This window comes from Enterobacter cloacae complex sp. IR5401 (assembly GCF_049238425.1).
Taxonomy (GTDB): domain Bacteria; phylum Pseudomonadota; class Gammaproteobacteria; order Enterobacterales; family Enterobacteriaceae; genus Enterobacter; species Enterobacter hormaechei_C.
In genome coordinates, this window is sequence record NZ_JBMKHN010000003.1 from 32,304 (window position 1) to 53,696 (window position 21,393).

21 protein-coding genes and 5 tRNA genes are annotated in these 21,393 nt (G+C 56.8%); 7 read left to right on the forward strand and 19 right to left on the reverse strand.

Annotation, left to right across the window (positions count from 1 at the left end; all coding sequences use genetic code 11):
- Positions 1 to 8 precede the first annotated feature (8 nt).
- Together emrB and leuA are read left to right on the forward strand one after the other, a co-directional pair.
- A complete protein-coding gene (gene emrB, locus ACOTX1_RS05710) occupies positions 9 to 1,556 on the forward strand; it encodes a multidrug efflux MFS transporter permease subunit EmrB (protein ID WP_006811709.1) in 1,548 nt (515 codons plus the stop codon).
- A 166-nt stretch (positions 1,557 to 1,722) separates the two neighbouring features.
- Positions 1,723 to 3,378 (forward strand): 2-isopropylmalate synthase, encoded by a 1,656-nt coding sequence (gene leuA / locus ACOTX1_RS05715; protein WP_023314709.1) that lies wholly within the window; start codon positions 1,723 to 1,725, stop codon positions 3,376 to 3,378.
- Here the strand turns inward: leuA and ACOTX1_RS05720 are convergent.
- The 19 genes from ACOTX1_RS05720 to mltB all read right to left on the reverse strand — a co-directional run bounded on the left by ACOTX1_RS05720 (position 3,365) and on the right by mltB (position 17,963).
- Positions 3,365 to 4,129 (reverse strand): AraC family transcriptional regulator, encoded by a 765-nt coding sequence (locus tag ACOTX1_RS05720; protein WP_003862181.1) that lies wholly within the window; start codon positions 4,127 to 4,129, stop codon positions 3,365 to 3,367. The two genes, leuA and ACOTX1_RS05720, sit on opposite strands and share 14 nt — an antisense overlap.
- A gap of 53 nt (positions 4,130 to 4,182) precedes the next feature.
- A complete protein-coding gene (gene luxS, locus ACOTX1_RS05725) occupies positions 4,183 to 4,698 on the reverse strand; it encodes an S-ribosylhomocysteine lyase (protein ID WP_003862180.1) in 516 nt (171 codons plus the stop codon).
- Between the two features lie 152 nt (positions 4,699 to 4,850).
- A complete protein-coding gene (gene gshA / locus ACOTX1_RS05730; protein ID WP_023314710.1) occupies positions 4,851 to 6,395 on the reverse strand; it encodes a glutamate--cysteine ligase in 1,545 nt (514 codons plus the stop codon).
- Positions 6,396 to 6,478: 83 nt separating this feature from the next.
- Positions 6,479 to 6,907, reverse strand: coding sequence for a YqaA family protein (locus ACOTX1_RS05735; protein ID WP_017692791.1), 429 nt, complete (start codon positions 6,905 to 6,907; stop codon positions 6,479 to 6,481).
- Positions 6,904 to 7,470: a fructose-1-phosphate/6-phosphogluconate phosphatase gene (gene yqaB / locus ACOTX1_RS05740; protein WP_023314711.1), complete on the reverse strand. Its 567-nt coding sequence runs from the start codon at positions 7,468 to 7,470 to the stop codon at positions 6,904 to 6,906. Before yqaB ends, ACOTX1_RS05735 begins: the two co-directional genes overlap by 4 nt.
- Positions 7,471 to 7,721: 251 nt before the next feature.
- A tRNA-Arg gene (locus ACOTX1_RS05745) sits at positions 7,722 to 7,798 on the reverse strand.
- A 65-nt stretch (positions 7,799 to 7,863) separates the two neighbouring features.
- Positions 7,864 to 7,940, reverse strand: a tRNA-Arg gene (locus tag ACOTX1_RS05750).
- Between the two features lie 64 nt (positions 7,941 to 8,004).
- A tRNA-Arg gene (locus ACOTX1_RS05755) sits at positions 8,005 to 8,081 on the reverse strand.
- 64 nt (positions 8,082 to 8,145) lie between these two features.
- Positions 8,146 to 8,222, reverse strand: a tRNA-Arg gene (locus ACOTX1_RS05760).
- A gap of 4 nt (positions 8,223 to 8,226) precedes the next feature.
- Positions 8,227 to 8,319 (reverse strand) — tRNA-Ser (locus ACOTX1_RS05765).
- Positions 8,320 to 8,661: 342 nt separating this feature from the next.
- Positions 8,662 to 8,847, reverse strand: coding sequence for a carbon storage regulator CsrA (gene csrA, locus ACOTX1_RS05770; RefSeq protein ID WP_000906486.1), 186 nt, complete (start codon positions 8,845 to 8,847; stop codon positions 8,662 to 8,664).
- A 241-nt stretch (positions 8,848 to 9,088) separates the two neighbouring features.
- Positions 9,089 to 11,716, reverse strand: a complete 2,628-nt coding sequence (alaS, locus tag ACOTX1_RS05775; protein ID WP_022651724.1) for an alanine--tRNA ligase — start codon at positions 11,714 to 11,716, stop codon at positions 9,089 to 9,091.
- A gap of 131 nt (positions 11,717 to 11,847) precedes the next feature.
- Positions 11,848 to 12,348 (reverse strand): recombination regulator RecX, encoded by a 501-nt coding sequence (gene recX, locus ACOTX1_RS05780; RefSeq protein ID WP_017382782.1) that lies wholly within the window; start codon positions 12,346 to 12,348, stop codon positions 11,848 to 11,850.
- A gap of 68 nt (positions 12,349 to 12,416) precedes the next feature.
- The gene (gene recA, locus ACOTX1_RS05785; protein ID WP_015571667.1) at positions 12,417 to 13,475 is read right to left on the reverse strand and encodes a recombinase RecA; all 1,059 of its coding nucleotides are present in this window, start codon (positions 13,473 to 13,475) and stop codon (positions 12,417 to 12,419) included.
- Between the two features lie 89 nt (positions 13,476 to 13,564).
- Entirely contained in the window at positions 13,565 to 14,062 is a 498-nt protein-coding gene (gene pncC, locus ACOTX1_RS05790; protein ID WP_003862172.1) for a nicotinamide-nucleotide amidase, read from the reverse strand.
- A gap of 130 nt (positions 14,063 to 14,192) precedes the next feature.
- Positions 14,193 to 15,071 (reverse strand): metal ABC transporter substrate-binding protein, encoded by an 879-nt coding sequence (locus tag ACOTX1_RS05795; protein WP_023314712.1) that lies wholly within the window; start codon positions 15,069 to 15,071, stop codon positions 14,193 to 14,195.
- A gap of 14 nt (positions 15,072 to 15,085) precedes the next feature.
- Positions 15,086 to 15,946 carry a metal ABC transporter permease gene (locus ACOTX1_RS05800; RefSeq protein WP_015571669.1) on the reverse strand — a complete coding sequence of 287 codons (861 nt, stop codon included), beginning with the start codon at positions 15,944 to 15,946 and terminating at the stop codon, positions 15,086 to 15,088.
- Positions 15,943 to 16,596, reverse strand: coding sequence for a metal ABC transporter ATP-binding protein (locus ACOTX1_RS05805; protein WP_022651726.1), 654 nt, complete (start codon positions 16,594 to 16,596; stop codon positions 15,943 to 15,945). The genes ACOTX1_RS05800 and ACOTX1_RS05805 overlap by 4 nt, the downstream gene beginning before the upstream one ends.
- Before the next feature lie 266 nt (positions 16,597 to 16,862).
- Entirely contained in the window at positions 16,863 to 17,963 is a 1,101-nt protein-coding gene (gene mltB / locus ACOTX1_RS05810; RefSeq protein ID WP_057979986.1) for a lytic murein transglycosylase B, read from the reverse strand.
- A gap of 251 nt (positions 17,964 to 18,214) precedes the next feature.
- Here mltB and srlA point away from each other — a divergent pair, with 251 nt between their 5' ends.
- The 5 genes from srlA (at position 18,215) to gutM (ending at position 21,330) form a co-directional block, all read left to right on the forward strand.
- Positions 18,215 to 18,778, forward strand: a complete 564-nt coding sequence (gene srlA / locus ACOTX1_RS05815; protein ID WP_003862164.1) for a PTS glucitol/sorbitol transporter subunit IIC — start codon at positions 18,215 to 18,217, stop codon at positions 18,776 to 18,778.
- Positions 18,775 to 19,734, forward strand: a complete 960-nt coding sequence (gene srlE, locus ACOTX1_RS05820; protein ID WP_022651729.1) for a PTS glucitol/sorbitol transporter subunit IIB — start codon at positions 18,775 to 18,777, stop codon at positions 19,732 to 19,734. Before srlA ends, srlE begins: the two co-directional genes overlap by 4 nt.
- A 12-nt stretch (positions 19,735 to 19,746) precedes the next feature.
- Positions 19,747 to 20,109 (forward strand): PTS glucitol/sorbitol transporter subunit IIA, encoded by a 363-nt coding sequence (gene srlB / locus ACOTX1_RS05825; RefSeq protein WP_022651730.1) that lies wholly within the window; start codon positions 19,747 to 19,749, stop codon positions 20,107 to 20,109.
- Between the two features lie 14 nt (positions 20,110 to 20,123).
- Complete coding sequence (srlD, locus tag ACOTX1_RS05830) at positions 20,124 to 20,903, forward strand: sorbitol-6-phosphate dehydrogenase (RefSeq protein ID WP_003862162.1); 780 nt, start codon at positions 20,124 to 20,126, stop codon at positions 20,901 to 20,903.
- A 67-nt stretch (positions 20,904 to 20,970) separates the two neighbouring features.
- Complete coding sequence (gene gutM / locus ACOTX1_RS05835) at positions 20,971 to 21,330, forward strand: transcriptional regulator GutM (RefSeq protein WP_023314714.1); 360 nt, start codon at positions 20,971 to 20,973, stop codon at positions 21,328 to 21,330.
- Positions 21,331 to 21,393: the final 63 nt, after the last annotated feature.

Consider the following 21,393-nt stretch of genomic DNA (forward strand, 5'->3'; position numbering starts at 1 on the left):
TGAGCGTTATGCAACAGCAAAAGCCGCAAAAACCGCTGGAGGGGGCGCAACTGGTCATTATGACCATTGCGCTGTCGCTGGCGACATTCATGCAGGTGCTGGACTCCACCATCGCAAACGTGGCGATCCCTACGATCGCCGGGAACCTTGGCTCATCGCTGAGCCAGGGGACCTGGGTCATTACCTCGTTCGGGGTGGCGAACGCCATCTCCATTCCCATCACCGGCTGGCTGGCGAAGCGCGTCGGTGAAGTGAAGCTGTTCCTTTGGTCGACGATCCTGTTCGTGCTGGCCTCCTGGGCCTGCGGCATGTCCAGTAGCCTGACGATGCTGATTTTCTTCCGCGTCATCCAGGGGATTGTCGCCGGGCCGTTGATTCCGCTGTCGCAGAGTTTGCTGCTGAACAACTATCCGCCCGCCAAACGCTCCATCGCGCTCGCGCTGTGGTCGATGACGGTGATTGTCGCCCCAATTTGCGGGCCAATCCTCGGCGGCTATATCAGCGATAACTATCACTGGGGCTGGATCTTCTTCATCAACGTACCCATCGGTGCGCTGGTGGTACTGATGACGCTACAGTCTTTGCGTGGTCGCGAAACGCGGACTGAACAGCGGCGGATCGACGGCATCGGGCTGGCACTGCTGGTTGTCGGCATCGGTAGCCTGCAAATCATGCTCGACCGCGGCAAAGAGCTGGACTGGTTCGCCTCTACGGAAATCATCGTGCTGACGGTGGTCGCTGTGGTGGCCATCAGCTTCCTGATTGTCTGGGAGCTGACGGACGATAACCCGATAGTCGACCTCTCGTTGTTTAAATCGCGAAACTTCACCATCGGCTGCCTGTGTATCAGCCTCGCCTATATGCTCTACTTCGGCGCGATTGTTCTGCTGCCGCAGCTGTTGCAGGAGGTGTACGGCTATACCGCAACCTGGGCGGGGCTGGCCTCCGCGCCGGTGGGGTTAATTCCGGTTCTGCTGTCGCCGATTATTGGCCGTTTCGCCCATAAGCTCGACATGCGCAGGCTGGTGACGTTCAGCTTCATCATGTACGCCGTGTGCTTCTACTGGCGCGCGTATACGTTTGAACCGGGAATGGACTTTGGCGCCTCCGCGTGGCCACAGTTTATTCAGGGCTTCGCCGTAGCGTGCTTCTTCATGCCGCTGACCACCATTACGCTTTCCGGCTTGCCGCCTGAGCGGATGGCGGCGGCATCGAGCCTGTCGAACTTCACCCGTACGCTGGCGGGCTCCATCGGGACATCGATCACCACCACGCTGTGGACCAACCGGGAATCGATGCACCATGCTCAACTCACCGAAGCGGTGAACCCGTTCAACCCTAACGCTCAGCAGATGTATAGCCAGCTTGAGGGGATGGGGATGACGGAGCAGCAGGCGTCCGGCTGGCTTGCCCAGCAGATCACCAACCAGGGGCTGATTATCTCGGCAAACGAGATTTTCTGGATATCGGCGGGGATCTTTATCGTCCTGCTGGGGCTGGTGTGGTTTGCCAAACCACCGTTTGGGGCCGGTAGCGGGGGCGGTGGGGCGCATTAGCCCTCATTACAGGACGCCTTACCCGGCCTACGATCGTAGGCCCGGTAAGCGCAGCGCCACCGGGCAACTTCTACGGTTGTCCAAAACGCGACAGCGATTGTCAGTTCCGATAAAGCAGCGCGCCTGAAATCGATTCACGATAGTGAAAAGACAACAGGAGCGCACCATGCTGAACACACCCGCCGACAAATACCAGCCTTACCCCACCCTTTCGTTGCCCGACCGCCGCTGGCCGGAGCAGATTATCACCTGCGCCCCGCGTTGGCTCTCGACCGACTTACGCGACGGTAACCAGGCGCTGGCCGAGCCGATGGACAGCGCGCGCAAGCTGCAATTCTGGGATCTGCTGCTGAGCTGCGGGTTTAAAGAAATCGAAGTCGCCTTCCCGTCCGCCTCGCAGACGGACTTCAATTTTGTGCGTCAGTTGATTGAGGAGAACCGCATCCCGGATGACGTCACCATTCAGGTGTTAACGCAGGCGCGGGACGATCTTATCCATCGCACTTTCGACTCCCTGCGCGGCGCGAAGCAGGCCACCGTTCACCTGTATAACGCTACCGCCCCGCTGTTCCGCCGTCTGGTATTCGGCATGGAGAAAGCGCAAATCGTCGAGCTGGCGACGCGCGCGACGCGCCTGATTCGTCAGCTGTGTGAAGAGAACCCTGACACCCGCTGGCAGTACGAATACTCCCCGGAAACCTTCTGCTTTACCGAACCGGAGTTTGCGCTGGAGATTTGTGAAGCCGTGGCGGAGATCTGGCAGCCGTGCGCGGCGCGTCCGATGATCGTCAACCTGCCCGCTACCGTCGAAGTGAGCACGCCGAACGTCTATGCTGACCAGATCGAGTATTTCTGCCGCCACTTCAGCCGCCGCAGTGACGTCTGTATCAGCGTACATCCGCATAACGATCGCGGAACGGGCGTCGCCAGCGCGGAGCTGGCCGTCATGGCCGGGGCTGACCGCGTGGAGGGCTGCCTGTTTGGCAACGGTGAGCGCACGGGCAACGTCTGCCTGGTGACGCTGGCGATGAACCTCTACAGCCAGGGCATTAGCCCGAATCTGGATTTCAGCGATATGAATCGGGTGGTTGAAACGGTAGAAACCTGCAACCAACTGCCCGTCCATCCGCGCCATCCGTGGGCGGGTCGTCTGGCTTACACCGCCTTCTCCGGCTCGCACCAGGATGCCATCAAGAAAGGTTTCGATGCCCGTAAGCCTGGCGAACGTTGGGAGATGCCCTATCTGCCCGTCGACCCGCAGGATATTGGCTGTACCTATGAAGCGGTGATCCGCGTGAACAGCCAGTCAGGAAAAAGCGGAAGCGCCTGGCTTATTGAGCAAAACCACGGCCTGAAATTGCCTCGCGCCCTGCAACAGGATTTTAGCCAGCACGTGCAGCAGGAAACGGATAACCATGGAAAAGAGATGACGCAGAATGCGCTCTGGCAGCTGTTCCGCGCCCGTTACGGCCTGGTGGCGAGCCCGCCATTAGCGCTGCAATCGTACCGCAGCGACAGCCAGCAGGACGGCCAGCTGCGGCTGACGGCAAGCGTCGCCACGCATGGGGGCACCCGCCAGCTGGAAGGCCAGGGAAACGGTTTGCTCTCCGCCGCCGCTCACGGCTTAAGCCGCTGGATCAACGCGTCGTTTGTGATCAAGGATTATCACGAACATACGTTAGGCGAACGCAGCGACAGCCGCTCGGTGGCCTATATCCGCTGCCTGTTCCAGGATGGGACCAGCCGCTGGGGCGTGGGCATCGACAGCGACATGGCACGCGCGTCGATTCAGGCGCTTTTTAACGCGGTCAGTCGTTCCTGAAGTAATCGCTGGGTGAGAGACCCATTACCCGGCGAAACATTGCCGTAAAGGCGCTGTGGCTGCCATACCCCAGATCCAGCGCCACGCGTAATACCGGCTGGCCCTGCGCCAGCCGCACTAAGGCTTCCAGCAGTCGCGCCCTTCTCACCCATTCGCCGTAGCTCAGGCCTGTCTGCTGCTGAAAATGACGGTTCAGCGTGCGTTCGCTCATCCCCACAATACCTGCGGCCTGGGCGCTGCTCCAGCTTTCTCCCGGGGCCATTCGAATCTGCTGGCAGAGATGGCGCAGCGCTTCGCTTTCCGGCTCGGGCAGGTGAAACGGCAGCACCGGCATGAGACGAATTTCATCGAGGATCAGCTCATAAACACGTTCATCGCGGCTTCCGGGTGCGTAAGATTCAGGAAGCGTAAGGGAGGTCAGGATCAGCTCGCGCAGCAGGGGCGAGATCTGCACGATCTGGCAGGTCGCCGGGAGATCGGCGCGCGCCAGCGGGTCGATAAACAGCGTGCGGGCGGCAACGTTGCCGGTGATGCGCAGGGCGTGCTGCGTACCCGCAGGTAGCCAGACGCCGCGACCGGGCGGCACCACCCAGCAGCCGGATGCGGTATCCACCCGCACGACGCCGGTGAGGCTGTGCAGGAGCTGCGCGCAGTCGTGCTGATGCCACGGCTCGCTGTCGCCATGAGCATAATCATGCGAAAACGGCACAAGCGGGCGATGGGTAAAGGAGAAGGTGGTGGTTGTCGTCATCAGGATTGTAGGCCCGGTCAGCGAAGCGCCACCGGGCATCCACAGGCACGATACTAAATGTGCAGTTCCTGAAGTTTTTCTTTTGGCAGGGCCAGCTCGTCGTTGCTGTTTACACGAACATCACGTTCGATGATATGACGGGCAATCTCCTGAGCTTCTTCCAGAGAGTGCATCTGGTAAGTGCCGCACTGGTAAACGTTCAGCTCAGGGATCTGGTTCTGCTCTTTCACCTTCAGCACGTCTTCCATCGCCGCTTTCCACGCATCCGCGACGCGTTTCTCTTCAGGCTGACCAATCAGGCTCATGTAGAAACCGGTGCGGCAGCCCATCGGAGAGATATCGATGATCTCCACGCCGTTGCCGTTCAGGTGGTCGCGCATGAATCCGGCGAACAGGTGTTCCAGCGTGTGAATGCCTTTCTCTGGCATCACTTCTTTATTCGGCACGCAGAAGCGCAGGTCGAAAACGGTGATCGTGTCGCCGTGCGGCGTGTTCATGGTCTTCGCCACGCGGACTGCTGGTGCTTCCATACGGGTATGGTCGACAGTAAAGCTATCTAATAACGGCATACGTCACCTCCGATAGTGATTTTTTTTAAAATAAACTGAACTCTTCTACAGAATGCGCGTCTGAGTATATGAAAGACGCGCATTTGTTATCATCATCCCTGAATTCAGAGATGTATATTTTGGCCACAGCGATGTGGCCTTTTTCTTTTGGTTCAGGCCTGCTTCGCCAGAAACGCCTCAAACGACTCCGTATCCGCCGCTTCGACCTCTTTCTGACGCACAACGGACGCATCGCGCTCTGCCACAAAATCGGCTTCGCTCAGGATCTCTAACGGCTCCTGCATCAGCATCTCACGGTACTCCGCTGAGAGTGAACGCCCTGTGCCACCAATTCCCTGCTCAATCATAGAACGCAGAATACGTGCTGAGAATGTCCGTTCCGGGTTATCAAAGCTTTCAACCAGTTCGTCGCAGACCTTCTGGTAAGCTTCGCCGCCGTACACGCTATCCAGCGTCTGGGCTACGCGCTTCAGGTCATGGAACAGATCCTTCCCTACCTTAGACAGTGGGAACTGAGCCGTTTCACAGCCAATACCTAACGTCAGGCCCGGCTTGCGTCCTTCCAGAATCACGCGATTCCAGTTGGCACGGGTACACAGCAGTTCGTCGGAACTCATTTCCGGCGCATCCGCCAGTACGCACCAGACCATAAACAGGTCAAGGAAACGAACCTGCTGCTCGTCAACGCCAATCGGTGAGAACGGGTTGATATCCAGCGAGCGCACTTCAATGTATTCGATCCCGCCGCGCTGTAGCGCATCCGACGGCGTTTCACCGCTGCGCGTCACGCGCTTCGGACGAATCGGCGCATACAGTTCATTTTCAATCTGCAACACGTTGGTGTTAATTTGCAGGCGTTTGCCGTCTTTTTCGAGGCCGATTTTTTCGTACTCTTCCGACGGGGTTTTTATCGCCCGCTTCAAGCCTGCCACATATTCGTGCAGATCGTTAAACGTAATTCCGAGATTGCTTTGCGATTTATTGGTATAGCCAAGGTCGCTCAGGCGCAGGGAGGTCGCGTATGGCAGGTAATACATGCCACATTCGGTCTTCTCGAACGGTAGCGTGGTCGGTTTCCCTTGCAGGAACGATGAACAGATAGCCGGGGACGCGCCGAACAGATACGGAATAACCCAGCCAAAACGGTAGTAGTTGCGGATCAGGCGGAAGTAGCCCGCGGAGATCGCTTCTTTATCCGTTTCACCGCACTTCGCCTGCCAGAACGCCATCGGCAGAGAAAAGTTGTAGTGCACGCCAGAGATCGTCTGCATCAATGCGCCGTAGCGGTTTTTCAGTCCTTCGCGATACAGCGTTTTCAGCCGACCAATATTCGAGGTGCCGTACTGCGCCAGCTCGATATCCTGCCCCTGCTCGATATAGCACGGCATGCTGAGCGGCCACATACGCTCGTCGCCGAGGTTGCGGGCGGTGAAGCGATGCACGTCGCGCATGATCGTCAGCATATGATCAATATCACCGTCTACTGGCGTGATGAACTCCAGCAGCGCTTCGGCGAAATCGGTTGTGATCCATTTATGTGTCAGCGCCGAGCCTAACGCCTTCGGGTGTCCCGTAGTCGCTAAGCTACCATCCGCATTTACGCGCAGCGTTTCGCGCTCAAGCCCACGCTGAATCCCCTTCAGTGCCTGAGGGTGATTTTCCAGCCAGGCCAGCGCCTGTGATACGTCCGGGATCAATTTGACCTCCCGCCTGTCAAAAAATTGTCACTCAGCATAATTGTAATGGTTGACGATTGAAGGTCGCGAATTCATTCCACCAATTAGTGCCACCACGTCATACCCTGTAGTGTTACCCATGCCAGTAAAACATAGCGTAACGCCTTGCCAAGGCACAAAAAAAAGAGCACCGGTCCCCAGGAGATGCGCATCCATCCCGCCAGCAGACACAGTAAATCGCCTATTACAGGCATCCAGCTTAATAACAGCGTGGCAGCGCCATAGCGTTTTAGCCAGCCCACTGCCTTTTCCTGCCAGCGAGATTTTTCGCGTAGCGGAAAGAAACGTCCAAGAATAACGTTAGTCAGCCCTCCAAGGCTATTACCCATTGTTGCTATTAAGACCAGCAACCAGGGCTGACTTACGCCGGACAACAGCATCGCCACCAGCACCACTTCCGAATTCCCCGGTAAGAGGGTGGAGCTTAAAAAACTGCTGGCGAATAATGAAGCGAGTGACAGCGCGTCACTCACAGTAAGCGAACGTCCACCGCCGCCATTCCGGCATCACGCGCGGCCTGAATACCAAAATCAGCATCTTCAAACACCACGCATTTTGCAGGTGGAACACCCATTAATTCTGCACAGAGCAGGAAGGTATCCGGTGCGGGTTTATGATGTTTAACATGATCGGCGGCAACGACGGCAGAAAAATAGTGGCGCAGGCCAAGGTGATTGAGTAGCGCTTCAGCAATCGCGCTCTCGCTGCCCGTACCGACAGACATAGGACGACGGCCGTGCCACTCCTTGACGACGTCAATGAGTGGTAAAGGCTGCAGGGTGTCTAACAGCATGGCTTTTACCGCGTCGGTTTTTTCACGCGCGAGCTGGTGAGGGTCGAGATCGGCCTGATTCAGCTCAATCACGGCCTGTGCGATACGCCAGGTGGGCGATCCGTTGAGGGCAATCATCGCCTGTAAATCGAAACGCATACCGTAACGGCCCAGGACTTCGGTCCAGGCCTGACGATGCGTGGGTTCGGTATCCAGGAGGGTGCCGTCCATGTCGAAGATCAAACCGTCATACTGTGCGTACATCGTGCTCTCGCTAAACGATTAACAAAGCATTACTTTATCGTAAAAGGGGATTTTTGTCGCTGACAGAGAGCGTGATTGCTGACGGAACGTCGAAGGAATAAACAAAGGGGGGAGAAGATGGTGCATCCGGGAGGATTACTCGGCTTACGCCTCGCCCTGCGGGCCGTTGCTAAAGCAACGTTATCCTCCCTGGTGCTTGCGATTAACTCGCAGACCTTAAAACAACAGCATCGCTGTTATCCAGGAGAATATGGTGCATCCGGGAGGATTCGAACCTCCGACCGCTCGGTTCGTAGCCGAGTACTCTATCCAGCTGAGCTACGGATGCATCGGGATTTACTACTGTTACTGCTGATACTCGGTATCGCTTCAAAAGCAACACAAAGTAAAATATGGTGCATCCGGGAGGATTCGAACCTCCGACCGCTCGGTTCGTAGCCGAGTACTCTATCCAGCTGAGCTACGGATGCATCGGGATTTACTGCTGTACTTCTCGATACTCATATCACTTCAAAAGCAATATGAAGTAAAAAATGGTGCATCCGGGAGGATTCGAACCTCCGACCGCTCGGTTCGTAGCCGAGTACTCTATCCAGCTGAGCTACGGATGCATCGGGATTTACTACTGTACTGCTCGATATTCATATCACTTCGAAAGCAATATGAAGTAATAGATGGTGCATCCGGGAGGATTCGAACCTCCGACCGCTCGGTTCGTAGCCGAGTACTCTATCCAGCTGAGCTACGGATGCAAAATGGCGGTGAGGCGGGGATTCGAACCCCGGATGCAGCTTTTGACCGCATACTCCCTTAGCAGGGGAGCGCCTTCAGCCTCTCGGCCACCTCACCACACAACGCCTCTTTCGAGTGCTTCGAGCAACTCGTTAAGAGCTTCTCGTCGCTGCGTGGCGCATATATTACTTTCTGGGACTTATAAGTCAAACAATTTTCCACATGCTTTTTTCGTTTGCACAATTCGCACGCAATTCGCATGTAAAAGCCGCAAAGAGAGTGTTTTATAAGCGGATTTTGCAGACATCTTCACAGAATTCTGTTGAGAGAAGCGCGTCATTTGGATGAGATAAGGTTATGAGAGTGGTCAAAAACGAAGCGTTTGAAATAGAACGGTAACTTTATGCAGGAAAAATAACAGGAGGGTTGCGTCTCGCCCGACAGCGAGACGCGACAATATCAGTAACTGGACTGCTGGGATTTTTCAGCCTGGATACGCTGGTAGATCTCTTCACGGTGGACAGATACTTCTTTAGGAGCGTTAACACCAATACGTACCTGGTTACCCTTTACCCCTAAAACTGTCACGGTGACCTCATCCCCAATCATGAGGGTCTCACCAACTCGACGAGTCAGAATCAGCATTCTTTGCTCCTTGAAAGATTAAAAGAGTCGGGTCTCTTGTATCCCGGCATTATCCATCATATAACGCCAAAAAGTAAGCGATGACAAACACGTAAAGTGTAAGCAGTCACGGCATCACATTCTGTTAAACGTAAGTTTAGCCGATATACACAAACTCAACCTGACTTTATCGTTATCGATAGCGCAGTGAGCAAGACGCCATAACGTTACCGCTATGGCGTCTGCTTGTGCTTTGTAGTTATTACAGTTTCGCGCTTACCCAGCTTTCAACGCTGGCTAATGCCGCGGGAAGTGCCGCCGCATCCGTACCACCGGCTTGCGCCATGTCCGGACGACCGCCACCTTTGCCACCCACCTGCTGGGCGACCATGCCAATCAGTTCCCCTGCTTTGACACGATCCGTCACATCCTTAGAGACGCCCGCAATCAGAGAAACCTTACCCTCTGCGACCGTTGCCAGCACGATAACCGTCGAACCAAGCTGGTTCTTCAGATCGTCGACCATGGTACGCAGCATCTTAGGCTCAACGCCCGCCAGATCGCTGACCAGCAGTTTGACGCCCTTAATGTCTACCGCTTTGCTGGAGAGGTTTGCGCTCTCCTGCGCCGCAGCCTGTTCTTTCAGCTGCTGGAGTTCTTTTTCCAGCTGACGGGTACGATCCAGCGCGACACGCACTTTTTCGCCCAGGTTCTGGCTATCGCCTTTCAGCAGCTGCGCGATCTCGTGTAGCTGGTCGCTCTGCGCATGCAGGCTGGCAATTGCGCCTTCCCCGGTCACCGCCTCAATACGACGCACGCCTGCCGCCGTCCCCGACTCGGAAACGATGCGGAACAAGCCGATGTCACCGGTGCGGGATGCGTGAGTACCGCCACACAGTTCGGTAGAGAAGTCGCCCATGCTCAGCACGCGAACGCGGTCGTCATATTTCTCGCCAAACAGCGCCATCGCACCTTTCTTCTTCGCTGCCTCGAGATCCATGATGTGGGTTTCGATTGGCAGGTTACGGCGGATCTGGGCATTCACCAGGTCTTCCACCGCACGAATTTCAGATGGCTTCATCGCTTCAAAATGTGAGAAGTCGAAACGCAGCACTTTGTCATTAACCAGAGAACCTTTCTGTGCAACGTGCGTACCCAGCACTTCGCGCAGGGCTGCGTGCATCAGGTGGGTTGCCGAGTGGTTCAGACGAATGCGCGCGCGGCGAGCTTCGTCAACGTTGGCCTGAACGCCCTCGCCCACTTTCAGAGAACCGGAAACCAGTTTGCCCTGGTGACCAATCGCCTGACCGTATTTCTGGGTATCGCTTACGCTGAAGCTGAAGCCATTGCCTTTCAGTTCGCCTTTATCGCCAACCTGACCGCCCGATTCCGCATAGAACGGCGTTTTATCCAGGATAACAACCGCGTCCTGACCCGCGCTAATGCTGTCTACGGCTTTACCGTCAACAAACAGCGCGGTTACGTTGCTGGTCAGGGCCAGCTCTTCGTAGCCTTTAAATTCAGACGCGCTATCAACGCGGATCATCGCGTTGTAGTCTGCGCCAAAACCGCTGGATTCACGCGCACGACGACGCTGCTCTTCCATTGCGGCTTCAAAGCCTGCTTCGTCAACTTTGATGTTGCGCTCGCGGCAAACGTCCGCCGTCAGGTCAACCGGGAAGCCGTAGGTGTCGTACAGGCGGAAAGCGGTTTCGCCATCCAGCGTGTCGCCCTTGAGTTTCGCCAGCTCGTCGTCCAGCAGCGCCAGACCGCGCTCCAGCGTACGTGCAAACTGCTCTTCTTCGGTTTTCAGAACCTGTTCAACCTGCGCCTGCTGGCGTTTCAGCTCGTCGCCGGCAGAGCCCATCACGCCAATCAGTGGCCCAACGAGTTTATAGAAGAAGGTGTCCTTCGCGCCCAGCATGTTGCCATGGCGGATCGCACGACGAATGATACGACGCAGCACATAGCCACGGTTTTCATTTGACGGGATAACGCCGTCAGCAATCAGGAACGCACAGGAACGAATATGGTCTGCGATAACGCGCAGTGATTTGTTGCTCAGATCGGTTGCGCCCGTTACCTCAGCAACGGCTTTGATCAGGGTGCTGAACAGGTCAATCTCATAGTTGGAGTTAACGTGTTGCAGAACGGCCGCGATACGCTCAAGGCCCATACCGGTATCTACGGACGGTTTTGGCAGCGGCTCCATGGTGCCGTCGGCCTGACGGTTGAACTGCATGAAGACGATGTTCCAGATCTCAATATAGCGATCGCCATCTTCTTCCGCGCTTCCCGGAGGGCCGCCCCAGATGTGGTCGCCATGATCGTAGAAGATCTCGGTGCACGGACCGCAAGGGCCGGTGTCGCCCATCTGCCAGAAGTTATCAGACGCGTAAGGCGCGCCTTTGTTGTCACCGATACGGATGATACGTTCGCGAGGGATACCCACTTCTTTTTCCCAAATGTCGAACGCTTCGTCATCGGTCTCATACACGGTCACCCACAGACGCTCTTTCGGCAGATTGAACCAGTTTTCACCGGTCAGCAGTTCCCACGCGTATTGAATGGCGTCGTGTTTGAAGTAGTCGCCGAAGCTGAAGTTACCCAGCATTTCGAAGAAGGTGTGGTGGCGCGCGGTGTAACCGACGTTTTCCAGATCGTTGTGTTTACCGCCCGCACGCACGCAACGCTGTGAGGTTGTGGCGCGGGAATAATTACGCTTGTCGAGACCAAGGAACACATCCTTGAACTGGTTCATCCCGGCGTTGGTAAACAGCAGAGTCGGGTCATTGTTCGGTACCAGGGAGCTGCTGGCAACAACCTGGTGTCCCTTACTATGGAAAAAATCGAGAAACGCCTGACGGATCTCAGCGGTGCTCTTGCTCATAATTATCCTGAAATCAAGCTAACGAAATGTCGCAGCAGATCTGTATCTGTAAACAGTTGGACGGACCAGCTACTGGAAAAAGTGGGAATAAGATAAGTTTTCTTTAGTGGGAAGTAAAATCCCGCATGCGTTCAATCGGTAAAATTACGCCAGATATCCTGAATATCTTCCATCAGGAAGCCGCGGTAGAGCAAAAAGCGCTGGATTTTAACTTTTTCTGAAAATTCACGCGGCAGCGGCTCACCGTACTTTCGTACCGCCTGCTCACGCGCCAGTTCGCACCAGTCAATTTCACTTTCGCGCATGGCTTTTTCAATCGATTCACGGGCTACGCCTTTCTGGTTCAGCTCCTGGCGGATACGCGCTGGCCCATAGCCTTTACGACCACGGCTGGCAAGAAAGCGAGCGGCAAAACGGCCGTCATCCAGATAGTGATGCTCGTAGCACCAGGCAACCACGCGGTCATAATCTTCCGCGGTGGCATCAATGTCTTCCGGACCGTTTTTGCTCATGACGGGCGCTGACAGTTTCCGCCGCAGCTCCTGTTCGCTATGGTCACGCACGGCAAGAATACGCACGGCCCGATCCAGCAAGCGTGAGTAGGCTGGTCGGCGTGATGTCGGTTCACTCATAAAAAACCTGTCGATTCAGAAATGCAAAAAGGGCCGCATCAGCAGCCCTTCATTTTTATCCGAGAGGATTAAAAGTCTTCGTTGGTTTCTTCAGCATCCGCGCCGTCGACCACGAAATCAGGTTTAGAGTCCTGGTTGTTCAGCAGGAGTTCACGCACCTTCTTCTCAATCTCTTTCGCCGCCGCCGGGTTCTCTTTCAGCCAGGAGATAGCATTCGCTTTACCCTGACCAATCTTGTCACCGTTGTAGCTGTACCATGCGCCCGCTTTTTCAATCAGCTTCTCTTTCACGCCCAGGTCAACCAGCTCGCCGAGGAAGTTGATACCTTCGCCGTAGAGGATCTGGAACTCAGCCTGTTTGAACGGTGCTGCGATTTTGTTCTTCACAACCTTCACGCGAGTTTCGCTACCGACTACGTTATCCCCCTCTTTCACCGCGCCGATACGGCGGATATCCAGACGGACAGAAGCGTAGAATTTCAGAGCGTTACCGCCGGTGGTAGTTTCCGGGTTACCGAACATTACACCAATTTTCATACGGATCTGGTTGATGAAGATCAGCAGCGTATTGGACTGCTTCAGGTTACCCGCCAGCTTACGCATCGCCTGGCTCATCATACGTGCCGCGAGGCCCATGTGAGAGTCACCGATTTCACCTTCAATTTCCGCTTTTGGCGTCAGCGCCGCAACGGAGTCGACGATGATCACATCAACCGCACCTGAGCGCGCCAGCGCGTCACAAATTTCCAGTGCCTGCTCACCGGTGTCCGGCTGGGAGCACAGCAGGTTGTCGATATCAACGCCCAGTTTACGGGCATAGACCGGGTCCAGCGCGTGCTCGGCATCGATAAACGCACAGGTTTTACCTTCGCGCTGTGCCGCCGCAACAACCTGCAACGTCAGGGTGGTTTTACCCGAGGATTCCGGACCGTAGATTTCTACGATACGGCCCATCGGCAAACCGCCAGCGCCCAGTGCGATATCAAGAGAAAGCGAACCAGTGGAGATAGTTTCCACATCCATGGAACGGTCTTCACCCAGGCGCATGATGGAGCCTTTACCGAATTGCTTTTCGATCTGGCCCAGTGCTGCCGCCAACGCTTTCTGTTTGTTTTCGTCGATAGCCATTATTACTCCTGTCATGCCGGGAGAAGCAACTGCGCTTCACCATGGACTTCTGTTCTGTTGAGGCAATTATACTGTATAGTCATACAGTATCAAGTGTTTTGTAGAAATTGTTGCCAGAGCGTTTTTAACGCGTATTCCGTTGCCTGACGACGCACGCTTTCGCGATCGCCGCTGAAGCATTCCCGGCGGGTGATCCCTTCACCTTTTGAGGTGGCAAAGCCAAACCAGACGGTGCCGACAGGCTTCACGTCACTGCCGCCGTCCGGCCCCGCGATACCGCTGATGGAGATAGCGTAATCTGCGCGCGCCTCTTTCAGCGCGCCAATCGCCATCTCGATCACCACCGGTTCGCTGACCGCGCCATGCTGCTCAAGCGTAGCTTCACGCACGCCAATCATCTGCGCTTTAGCCTCGTTACTGTAGGTCACAAAGCCGCGTTCAAACCAGGCGGAACTGCCAGCAATATCGGTAATTGCTTTCGCCACCCAGCCGCCGGTGCAGGATTCTGCGGTCGTGAGAGTCGCGCCGCGCTGTTTCAGCGCCAGCCCCACCACTTCGCTTAGCTGCATCAATTCATGGTCAGTCATTCTCGCTCCAGGCCTTAGAAAAACATGCAGCACAAGATAGCACTTTCTCATCAAATATGGGGATGCGCGTCGGGTTTTACGAGGGGGCTTCAGAAAAAAGCCGATGCGGGCGCACCGGCCAGAGAGACGCTTATTTCATGCTGTTAGCGAGGGTGTCCACATTGTGGCGAAACGCCTTGACGTAGGTGTCCGCCACGCCGCCCTTCGCGGACAGCGCTTCCGGGTAAAGTTCACCGCCCGGCTGGGCGCCCGTGGCGGTCGCAATCTGCTTCACCAGGCGCGGGTCAAGCTGGTTTTCCATGAACCAGGTTTTCACGCCGTCAGCTTTAATCTGGTTGATGATCTCCGCTACCTGCGCCGCGCTGGCTTCACTCTCAGACGACAGCCCCTGCGGCGCCATAAACATCACGCCGTAGGCGCGGCTGAAATAGCCGAAGGCGTCGTGGCTGGTCAGCACTTTGCGCTTCGCCTGTGGAATGTCGCTGAAACGCTTTTTAGCCCAACCGTCCAGCTGAGAGAGCTGCGCAATATAGGGTTTACCGGTAGCTTCAAGCGCCGCCGTATCTTCAGGATCGGCCTTCACCAGCCCTGAGAGAATATTTTGCGCATACAGCGCGCCGTTCGCCGCGCTGTTCCACGCGTGCGGATCGGTCACGGTTTTACCGTCCTCTTCCAGCGTGTGCGTTTTCACGCCGTCTGAAGCAACTACCAGCTGGCCTTTGAATCCGGAGGCTTTCACCAGACGGTCGAGCCAACCCTCCAGCCCCAGCCCATTGACCACCACCACGTCAGCTTTACTCAGCGCCGCGCTGTCTTTGGGCGAGGGTTCGAAAGTATGGGGATCACCGTCTGGCCCCACCAGCGTCGTCACCTTCACACGATCGCCGCCAACCTGCTGCGTGATGTCTCCCAGGATGGAAAAGCTGGTCACCACATTAAGCGTTTTCGCCATTACGCCGTGCGTCATCATGCCGAGCGCGAGCGCCACGGCTAACCCTGTACGTTTCATCGTTTCCCCTTGCGTTAAAAAAGCGCCCGCAGGCTATCCGCCAGCCTGCTGCGCGTGCCAAATAAAACTGAAATAAAGAACAATGCGCTGGCGGTCAGCACAATGGAGGGCCCGGCGGGCAGACTCACTGCCCAGGAAAGACTTAAGCCCAGCCACGCGCAAAAAATACCGCTGATACCCGCCATCAAAAGTAACCCTGGCAGTGTGCGCACCCAGCAGCGTGCCGCCACGGCGGGTAACATCATCAGCCCGACGGCCATCAACGTGCCGAGTACCTGAAAACCGGCCACCAGGTTGAGCACCAGCAGCGCCAGAAACAGACCGTGTAACATCCCGGGCAGCCAGCGCGCGTTCACCTGCAACCACGCAGTGTCGAACGCTTCGCTGACCAGCCCACGATAAAAAATCGCCAGCGTGAGGAGCGTGAACATGCAAACGCCCGTCACGAACAGGGCTGACGCGCTATCCACGGCGAGAATGGAGCCAAACAGAAGATGAAGCAGATCGACATTTGAACCGCGCAGCGACACCAGCGTGACGCCCAGCGCCAGGGAACCCAGGTAAAACCCCGCGAAGCTGGCATCCTCTTTAAGAGGTGTACGGCGGCTGACCAGCCCGGCCACCAGCGCAACGGCGATACCGGCAATAAACCCGCCGACAGTCATTGCCAGCAGCGACATCCCGCTGAGCAGATAGCCCACCGCGACACCCGGCAAAATGGCGTGAGAAAGGGCGTCCCCCATCAGGCTCATCCGACGCAGCTGAAGGAATACACCCAGCGCAGTGGTGCTGACGGAGAGCGCCAGGCAAACCACCAGCGCGCGCCGCATAAAGCCGTACTCAATAAACGGCTGGAAGAAGAGATGCCAGATCATGCCACCCTCACCCGCTCGGTTTTCCAGTGCGGCGTATCAGCGTCCAGCCGCAACGTTTGTGGGAAGTGGCGCGAGACGCGTTCGCTGTCGTGCAGTACCGCCAGCAGAGTCTGCCCCTGCATATACATCTCCAGCATCAGATCCATCAGCACGTTGCAGGTCGCTTCATCGACGCCAGTGAAGGGTTCGTCCAGCATCACCAGCGGTGCCTGCTGCACTAAAACGCGGGCAAACAGCATGCGCTGGAATTGCCCGCCGGAAAGTTCATCAATAGTGGAGAACGCCATGGACTCCAGCCCCACGCGCTCCAGCGCGCCGGCAATGCGCATGCGGGCATCCCGACGAAAACCGGCAAACAGAGAGATTGCTGGCCAGCAGCCCATGCTCACCACGTCCTGCACGGTCAGAGGAAATTGCGCCTCCAGCGCGTGACGCTGCGCCAGCCAGCCCACCACCGGACGTCTCCCCTGCCAGCGAAACGTACCGCTGACGGGCGGAAGAAAGCCGGCGAGCGTTTTCAGCAGCGTGGATTTGCCGCAGCCGTTGGCCCCGACGATGGCGGTCATGCTCCCGCGTTCAATCACGCCGGACAGCGCGCGCGTAACGGGCTGGCGATCGTAACCCGCCACCAGGTCGTTCATCACGATCATGGCAACGCCACCGCCCAGCGCACGGCCAGGCCGAGAAACAGAATGAGCACCAGCGCCAGCAGCAGCCGAAGCGAGGATGAGAGAGAAAACAGGGACATGGATATCTCAATTCAATAATGTTATAACATAACAATAATGAAAGGCGATTGAGATGTAAACGGCGGGAGTTAAATGGGAGTGTGGCGAAATGTTTCTGCGGGAAACAGGTGCGGGCGGGTGCCCTCACCCCAGCCCTCTCCCACAGGGAGAGGGAGGCATAAGGGGACTTACTGGCTAAACGGTGACGCTGCTGGCACACGCGCCTGAGACACCGCCAGCCCCAGCTGCCACACCGCCATCGCATAGTGCGTGCTGTGGTTGTAGCGGGTAATGGTGTAGAAATTCGGCAACCCGAACCAGTACTGATAACCGGTTCCGACATCCAGGCGCAGCAGGCTCACCTGGTCAACATTGCCCAGCGGCTGAGACGGCGTTAAGCCTGCCGCTGCCAGTTGCGCCACGCTGTATTTGGTTTTAAATCCGTTTTCCAGACCAAACGCTTCGCCGTTCGCCTGTACCGCCACCTGGCCGCCCGGCGTCCAGCCATGCGCTTTGAAGTAGTTGGCCACGCTGCCAATAGCGTCTTCGGGATCCCACAGGTTGATGTGACCATCCCCGTTAAAATCTACCGCGTACTGCTTATAGGAGGACGGCATAAACTGGCCGTAGCCCATCGCACCGGCGAACGACCCTTTCAGATCTAACGGATCGTCCTGTTCGTCTCGCGCCATCAGCAGGAAGGTTTCCAGCTCGGAAGAGAAATACTCCGCGCGACGCGGGTAGTTGAAGGAGAGCGTCGCCAGCGCATCGAGGATGCGGGTTTTACCCATAATGCGTCCCCAGCGGGTCTCAACCCCAATAATACCGACGATGATCTCCGGCGGCACGCCATAGACCTGCCACGCGCGGTTCAGGGCGTCTTCATACTGATTCCAGAACACCACGCCATTTTGCACGTTGTCCGGGGTAATAAACTGTTTGCGATAACGCAGCCACGCCCCGTTTGGCCCGGTCGGCACCTGGGCCGTCGGCGCCTGCCTGTCCATCAGGCGCAGCACGTAGTCCAGACGCTTCGCCTGAGACAAAATGGCATGCAGCTGCTGGCGATCAAAACCGTGCTTGCTCACCATTTTATCGATGAACTGTTCGGCCGCAGGGTTATTCGCGAAGTCGCCTCCCATCTGCATCATATTGTGCTGCGGCTCCAGCAGGAATCCTCCGGAAGGCGCGCCCGCCGTTGGCTGAACGGCTTCGGTCTTGGGTTTGCTACTACAGGCGGACAGGAGAATAAGCGCAGGCAACAGCGCTGCATAACGACGCTTGAACATGTGGCATCCATTTAACGAGTTCGGTAAGAACCCAGTATGGTAAAGCATCCCCAACTCCTCAAGGAAGCGGTACGCACCTCCCCAACGCAAATCCGTGCCTTTTTCCACCAAAAATTATTCACCTCACCAATAAACTTTCAAAATAATACATTTTTCTTTCATTGTGAGATCTAATTAACACTTTAAAACCTTTCAAAGTGATTATTATTAGCCGCAGATAGACAAAAACAAACGCCCTACAGGAGAGAAGAATGATAGAAACCATCACCCATGGCGCCGAGTGGTTCATCGGGCTGTTTCAGAAAGGCGGAGAAGTGTTTACTGGCATGGTGACCGGGATCCTGCCCCTGCTGATCAGCCTGCTGGTGATCATGAACGCGCTGATTAACTTTATCGGCCAGCAGCGCATTGAGCGCTTCGCCCAGCGCTGCGCAGGAAACCCGCTGTCCCGCTACCTGATACTGCCCTTTATCGGCACCTTCGTGTTCTGCAACCCGATGACCTTAAGCCTCGGCCGCTTTATGCCAGAGAAGTACAAGCCGAGCTATTACGCCGCCGCCTCCTACAGCTGCCATTCCATGAACGGCCTGTTCCCGCACATCAACCCCGGCGAACTGTTTGTCTATCTCGGGATCGCCAGCGGCCTGACCACGCTTGGCCTGCCGCTCGGCCCGCTGGCGGTGAGCTACCTGCTGGTCGGTCTGGTGACCAACTTCTTCCGCGGCTGGGTGACTGACCTCACCACCGCCATTTTCGAGAAAAAAATGGGCATCCAGCTTGAACAGAAAGTCCATCTTTCAGGAGCCACAGCATGAACCGGATCCGCATTGAGAAAGGCACGGGCGGCTGGGGCGGCCCGCTGGAGTTCGACGCCACCGAAGGCAAAAAGATTGTGTACATCACCGCGGGCACGCGCCCGGCGATCGTCGACAAGTTGCGCGAGCTGACCGGCTGGGAAGCGGTCGACGGCTTCAAGGAAGGCGAACCGCCGGAAGCGGAAATCGGCGTGGTGGTGATCGACTGCGGCGGCACGCTGCGCTGCGGCATCTATCCGAAGCGCCGCATTCCGACGGTAAATATTCACTCCACCGGGAAATCCGGCCCGCTGGCGCAGTACATCGTTGAAGATATTTATGTGTCAGGCGTGAAGGAAGACAACATCACGCTGGTGAATGGCACATCTGCGCCGCAAAAAGCGGCCCCGCGCGAGTACGACACCAGCAAAAAAATCACCGAGCAGAGCGATGGCCTGCTGGCGAAGGTCGGGATGGGGATGGGGTCCGCCGTGGCGGTGCTGTTCCAGTCCGGGCGCGACACCATCGACACGGTGCTGAAGACCATTCTGCCGTTTATGGCATTCGTCTCGGCGCTGATCGGCATCATCATGGCCTCAGGCCTGGGCGACTGGATTGCCCACGGCCTCGCCCCGCTTGCCAGCCACCCGCTCGGCCTGGTGACGCTGGCGCTGATCTGCTCCTTCCCGCTGCTGTCGCCGTTCCTCGGCCCGGGCGCGGTGATTGCTCAGGTTATCGGCGTGCTGATTGGCGTGCAGATTGGTCTGGGGAATATTCCTCCGCACCTCGCCCTGCCCGCCCTGTTTGCCATTAACGCCCAGGCAGCGTGCGACTTTATCCCCGTGGGGCTGTCGCTGGCGGAAGCACGCCAGGAGACCGTGCGCGTGGGCGTGCCGTCCGTGCTGGTCAGCCGCTTCCTGACGGGCGCGCCGACGGTGCTGATTGCCTGGTTTGTTTCCGGCTTTATTTATCAATAAGAGGTGCCTGCCATGACTGTGATTTACCAGACAACCATTACCCGCATCGGCCAGAGCGCGGCGGATGCGCTGAGCGACCAGATGCTGATCACCTTCCGCGAAGGCGCCCCGGCAGATATCGAAGAGTTTTGCTTTATCCACTGCCACGGCGAGCTGAACGGCGAGCTAAAGGCAGGGAGCCAGCTACAGCTGGGCGAGGCGCGCTATGCCGTGACCGCCGTCGGCGACGTCGCCGAGCAAAACCTGCGCGAGCTGGGGCATATCACCCTACGTTTCGACGGCCAGCCGCAGGCGGAGTATCCCGGTACGGTTCACGTAGTGGGCCCGGTTCCGCAGGCTGTCACCCCAGGCTGCACGTTAAAATTTATTTCGTAATAAAGGAGAGACACATGAGTCAGGTTGCCGTTGTCATTGGTGGGGGACAAACCTTAGGCGAGTTCCTCTGCCATGGGCTTGCCGCAGAGGGCTACCGCGTGGCGGTCGTGGATATTCAGAGTGAGAAAGCCGCCCGCGTAGCGGACGCCATCAACACCGAGTTTGGCGAAGGGATGGCGTACGGATTTGGTGCCGACGCCACCAGCGAGCAGAGCGTGATGGCGCTGGCCCGCGGCGTGGACGAGATATTTGGGCGTATCGACCTGCTGGTCTACAGCGCGGGGATTGCGAAAGCGGCGTTTATCAGCGATTTCGAGCTGGGGGATTTTGACCGCTCGTTGCAGGTGAATCTGGTGGGCTATTTCCTCTGCGCCCGCGAATTTTCCCGTCTGATGATCCGCGACGGTATTCAGGGTCGCATCATTCAGATCAACTCAAAATCGGGGAAAGTGGGCAGCAAGCACAACTCCGGCTACAGCGCGGCGAAGTTTGGCGGCGTCGGGCTGACGCAGTCTCTGGCGCTGGATCTGGCCGAATACGGCATTACCGTTCACGCGCTGATGCTGGGTAACCTGCTGAAATCCCCGATGTTCCAGTCCCTGCTGCCACAGTACGCCGCCAAACTTGGCATCAAAGCTGAAGAAGTGGAGCAGTACTACATCGACAAAGTGCCGCTCAAGCGCGGGTGCGACTATCAGGACGTGCTGAACATGCTGCTGTTTTACGCCAGCCCGAAAGCCTCGTACTGCACCGGACAGTCGATTAACGTCACCGGTGGGCAGGTGATGTTCTGATCGAGCAGGGTGATGCCCTCACCCTCCCCCTCTCCCACCGGGAGAGGGAATATAACAAGGAGCCGATATGGTAACCGCACTCATCACCGTCGCCGCCCTCGCCTGGATCTGCCAGATGGCGTTTGGCGGCTGGCAGATCTACCAGTTTAACCGCGCCTTTGATGCGTTGTGTCAGAAGGGACGCGTCGGCGTCGGGCGTTCCGGGGGGCGCTTTAAGCCGCGGGTGGTGGTTGCCGTTGCGCTGGATGAACACAACCGGGTGAGCGATTCCCTCATCATGCGCGGCGTAACGGTGTTTGCCCGTCCGACCAAAATTCAGGCGATCAACGGCATTTCGCTGCATGAATTACAACCTGATGTGATCTTCCCCCATGATTCACTCTGTCAGAATGCACTATCATTAGCGCTTAATCTGAAACATAGATAATTTCGTTGTGAAAGTTATAAACTTGCGGAATTATCATTTCGCAACGTAAGGAACGAAGCGCCT

What these genes read in the sequence shown, in the direction of transcription:
- emrB (WP_006811709.1), top strand. Translation starts at nt 9, where the DNA reads ATGCAACAGCAAAAGCCGCAAAAACCGCTGGAGGGGGCGCAACTGGTC.
- leuA (WP_023314709.1), top strand. Translation starts at nt 1,723, where the DNA reads ATGCTGAACACACCCGCCGACAAATACCAGCCTTACCCCACCCTTTCG.
- ACOTX1_RS05720 (WP_003862181.1), bottom strand. Translation starts at nt 4,129, where the DNA reads ATGACGACAACCACCACCTTCTCCTTTACCCATCGCCCGCTTGTGCCG.
- luxS (WP_003862180.1), bottom strand. Translation starts at nt 4,698, where the DNA reads ATGCCGTTATTAGATAGCTTTACTGTCGACCATACCCGTATGGAAGCA.
- yqaB (WP_023314711.1), bottom strand. Translation starts at nt 7,470, where the DNA reads ATGTACGCACAGTATGACGGTTTGATCTTCGACATGGACGGCACCCTC.
- csrA (WP_000906486.1), bottom strand. Translation starts at nt 8,847, where the DNA reads ATGCTGATTCTGACTCGTCGAGTTGGTGAGACCCTCATGATTGGGGAT.
- alaS (WP_022651724.1), bottom strand. Translation starts at nt 11,716, where the DNA reads ATGAGCAAGAGCACCGCTGAGATCCGTCAGGCGTTTCTCGATTTTTTC.
- recX (WP_017382782.1), bottom strand. Translation starts at nt 12,348, where the DNA reads ATGAGTGAACCGACATCACGCCGACCAGCCTACTCACGCTTGCTGGAT.
- recA (WP_015571667.1), bottom strand. Translation starts at nt 13,475, where the DNA reads ATGGCTATCGACGAAAACAAACAGAAAGCGTTGGCGGCAGCACTGGGC.
- pncC (WP_003862172.1), bottom strand. Translation starts at nt 14,062, where the DNA reads ATGACTGACCATGAATTGATGCAGCTAAGCGAAGTGGTGGGGCTGGCG.
- ACOTX1_RS05795 (WP_023314712.1), bottom strand. Translation starts at nt 15,071, where the DNA reads ATGAAACGTACAGGGTTAGCCGTGGCGCTCGCGCTCGGCATGATGACG.
- ACOTX1_RS05800 (WP_015571669.1), bottom strand. Translation starts at nt 15,946, where the DNA reads ATGATCTGGCATCTCTTCTTCCAGCCGTTTATTGAGTACGGCTTTATG.
- ACOTX1_RS05805 (WP_022651726.1), bottom strand. Translation starts at nt 16,596, where the DNA reads ATGATCGTGATGAACGACCTGGTGGCGGGTTACGATCGCCAGCCCGTT.
- mltB (WP_057979986.1), bottom strand. Translation starts at nt 17,963, where the DNA reads ATGTTCAAGCGTCGTTATGCAGCGCTGTTGCCTGCGCTTATTCTCCTG.
- srlA (WP_003862164.1), top strand. Translation starts at nt 18,215, where the DNA reads ATGATAGAAACCATCACCCATGGCGCCGAGTGGTTCATCGGGCTGTTT.
- srlE (WP_022651729.1), top strand. Translation starts at nt 18,775, where the DNA reads ATGAACCGGATCCGCATTGAGAAAGGCACGGGCGGCTGGGGCGGCCCG.
- srlB (WP_022651730.1), top strand. Translation starts at nt 19,747, where the DNA reads ATGACTGTGATTTACCAGACAACCATTACCCGCATCGGCCAGAGCGCG.
- srlD (WP_003862162.1), top strand. Translation starts at nt 20,124, where the DNA reads ATGAGTCAGGTTGCCGTTGTCATTGGTGGGGGACAAACCTTAGGCGAG.
- gutM (WP_023314714.1), top strand. Translation starts at nt 20,971, where the DNA reads ATGGTAACCGCACTCATCACCGTCGCCGCCCTCGCCTGGATCTGCCAG.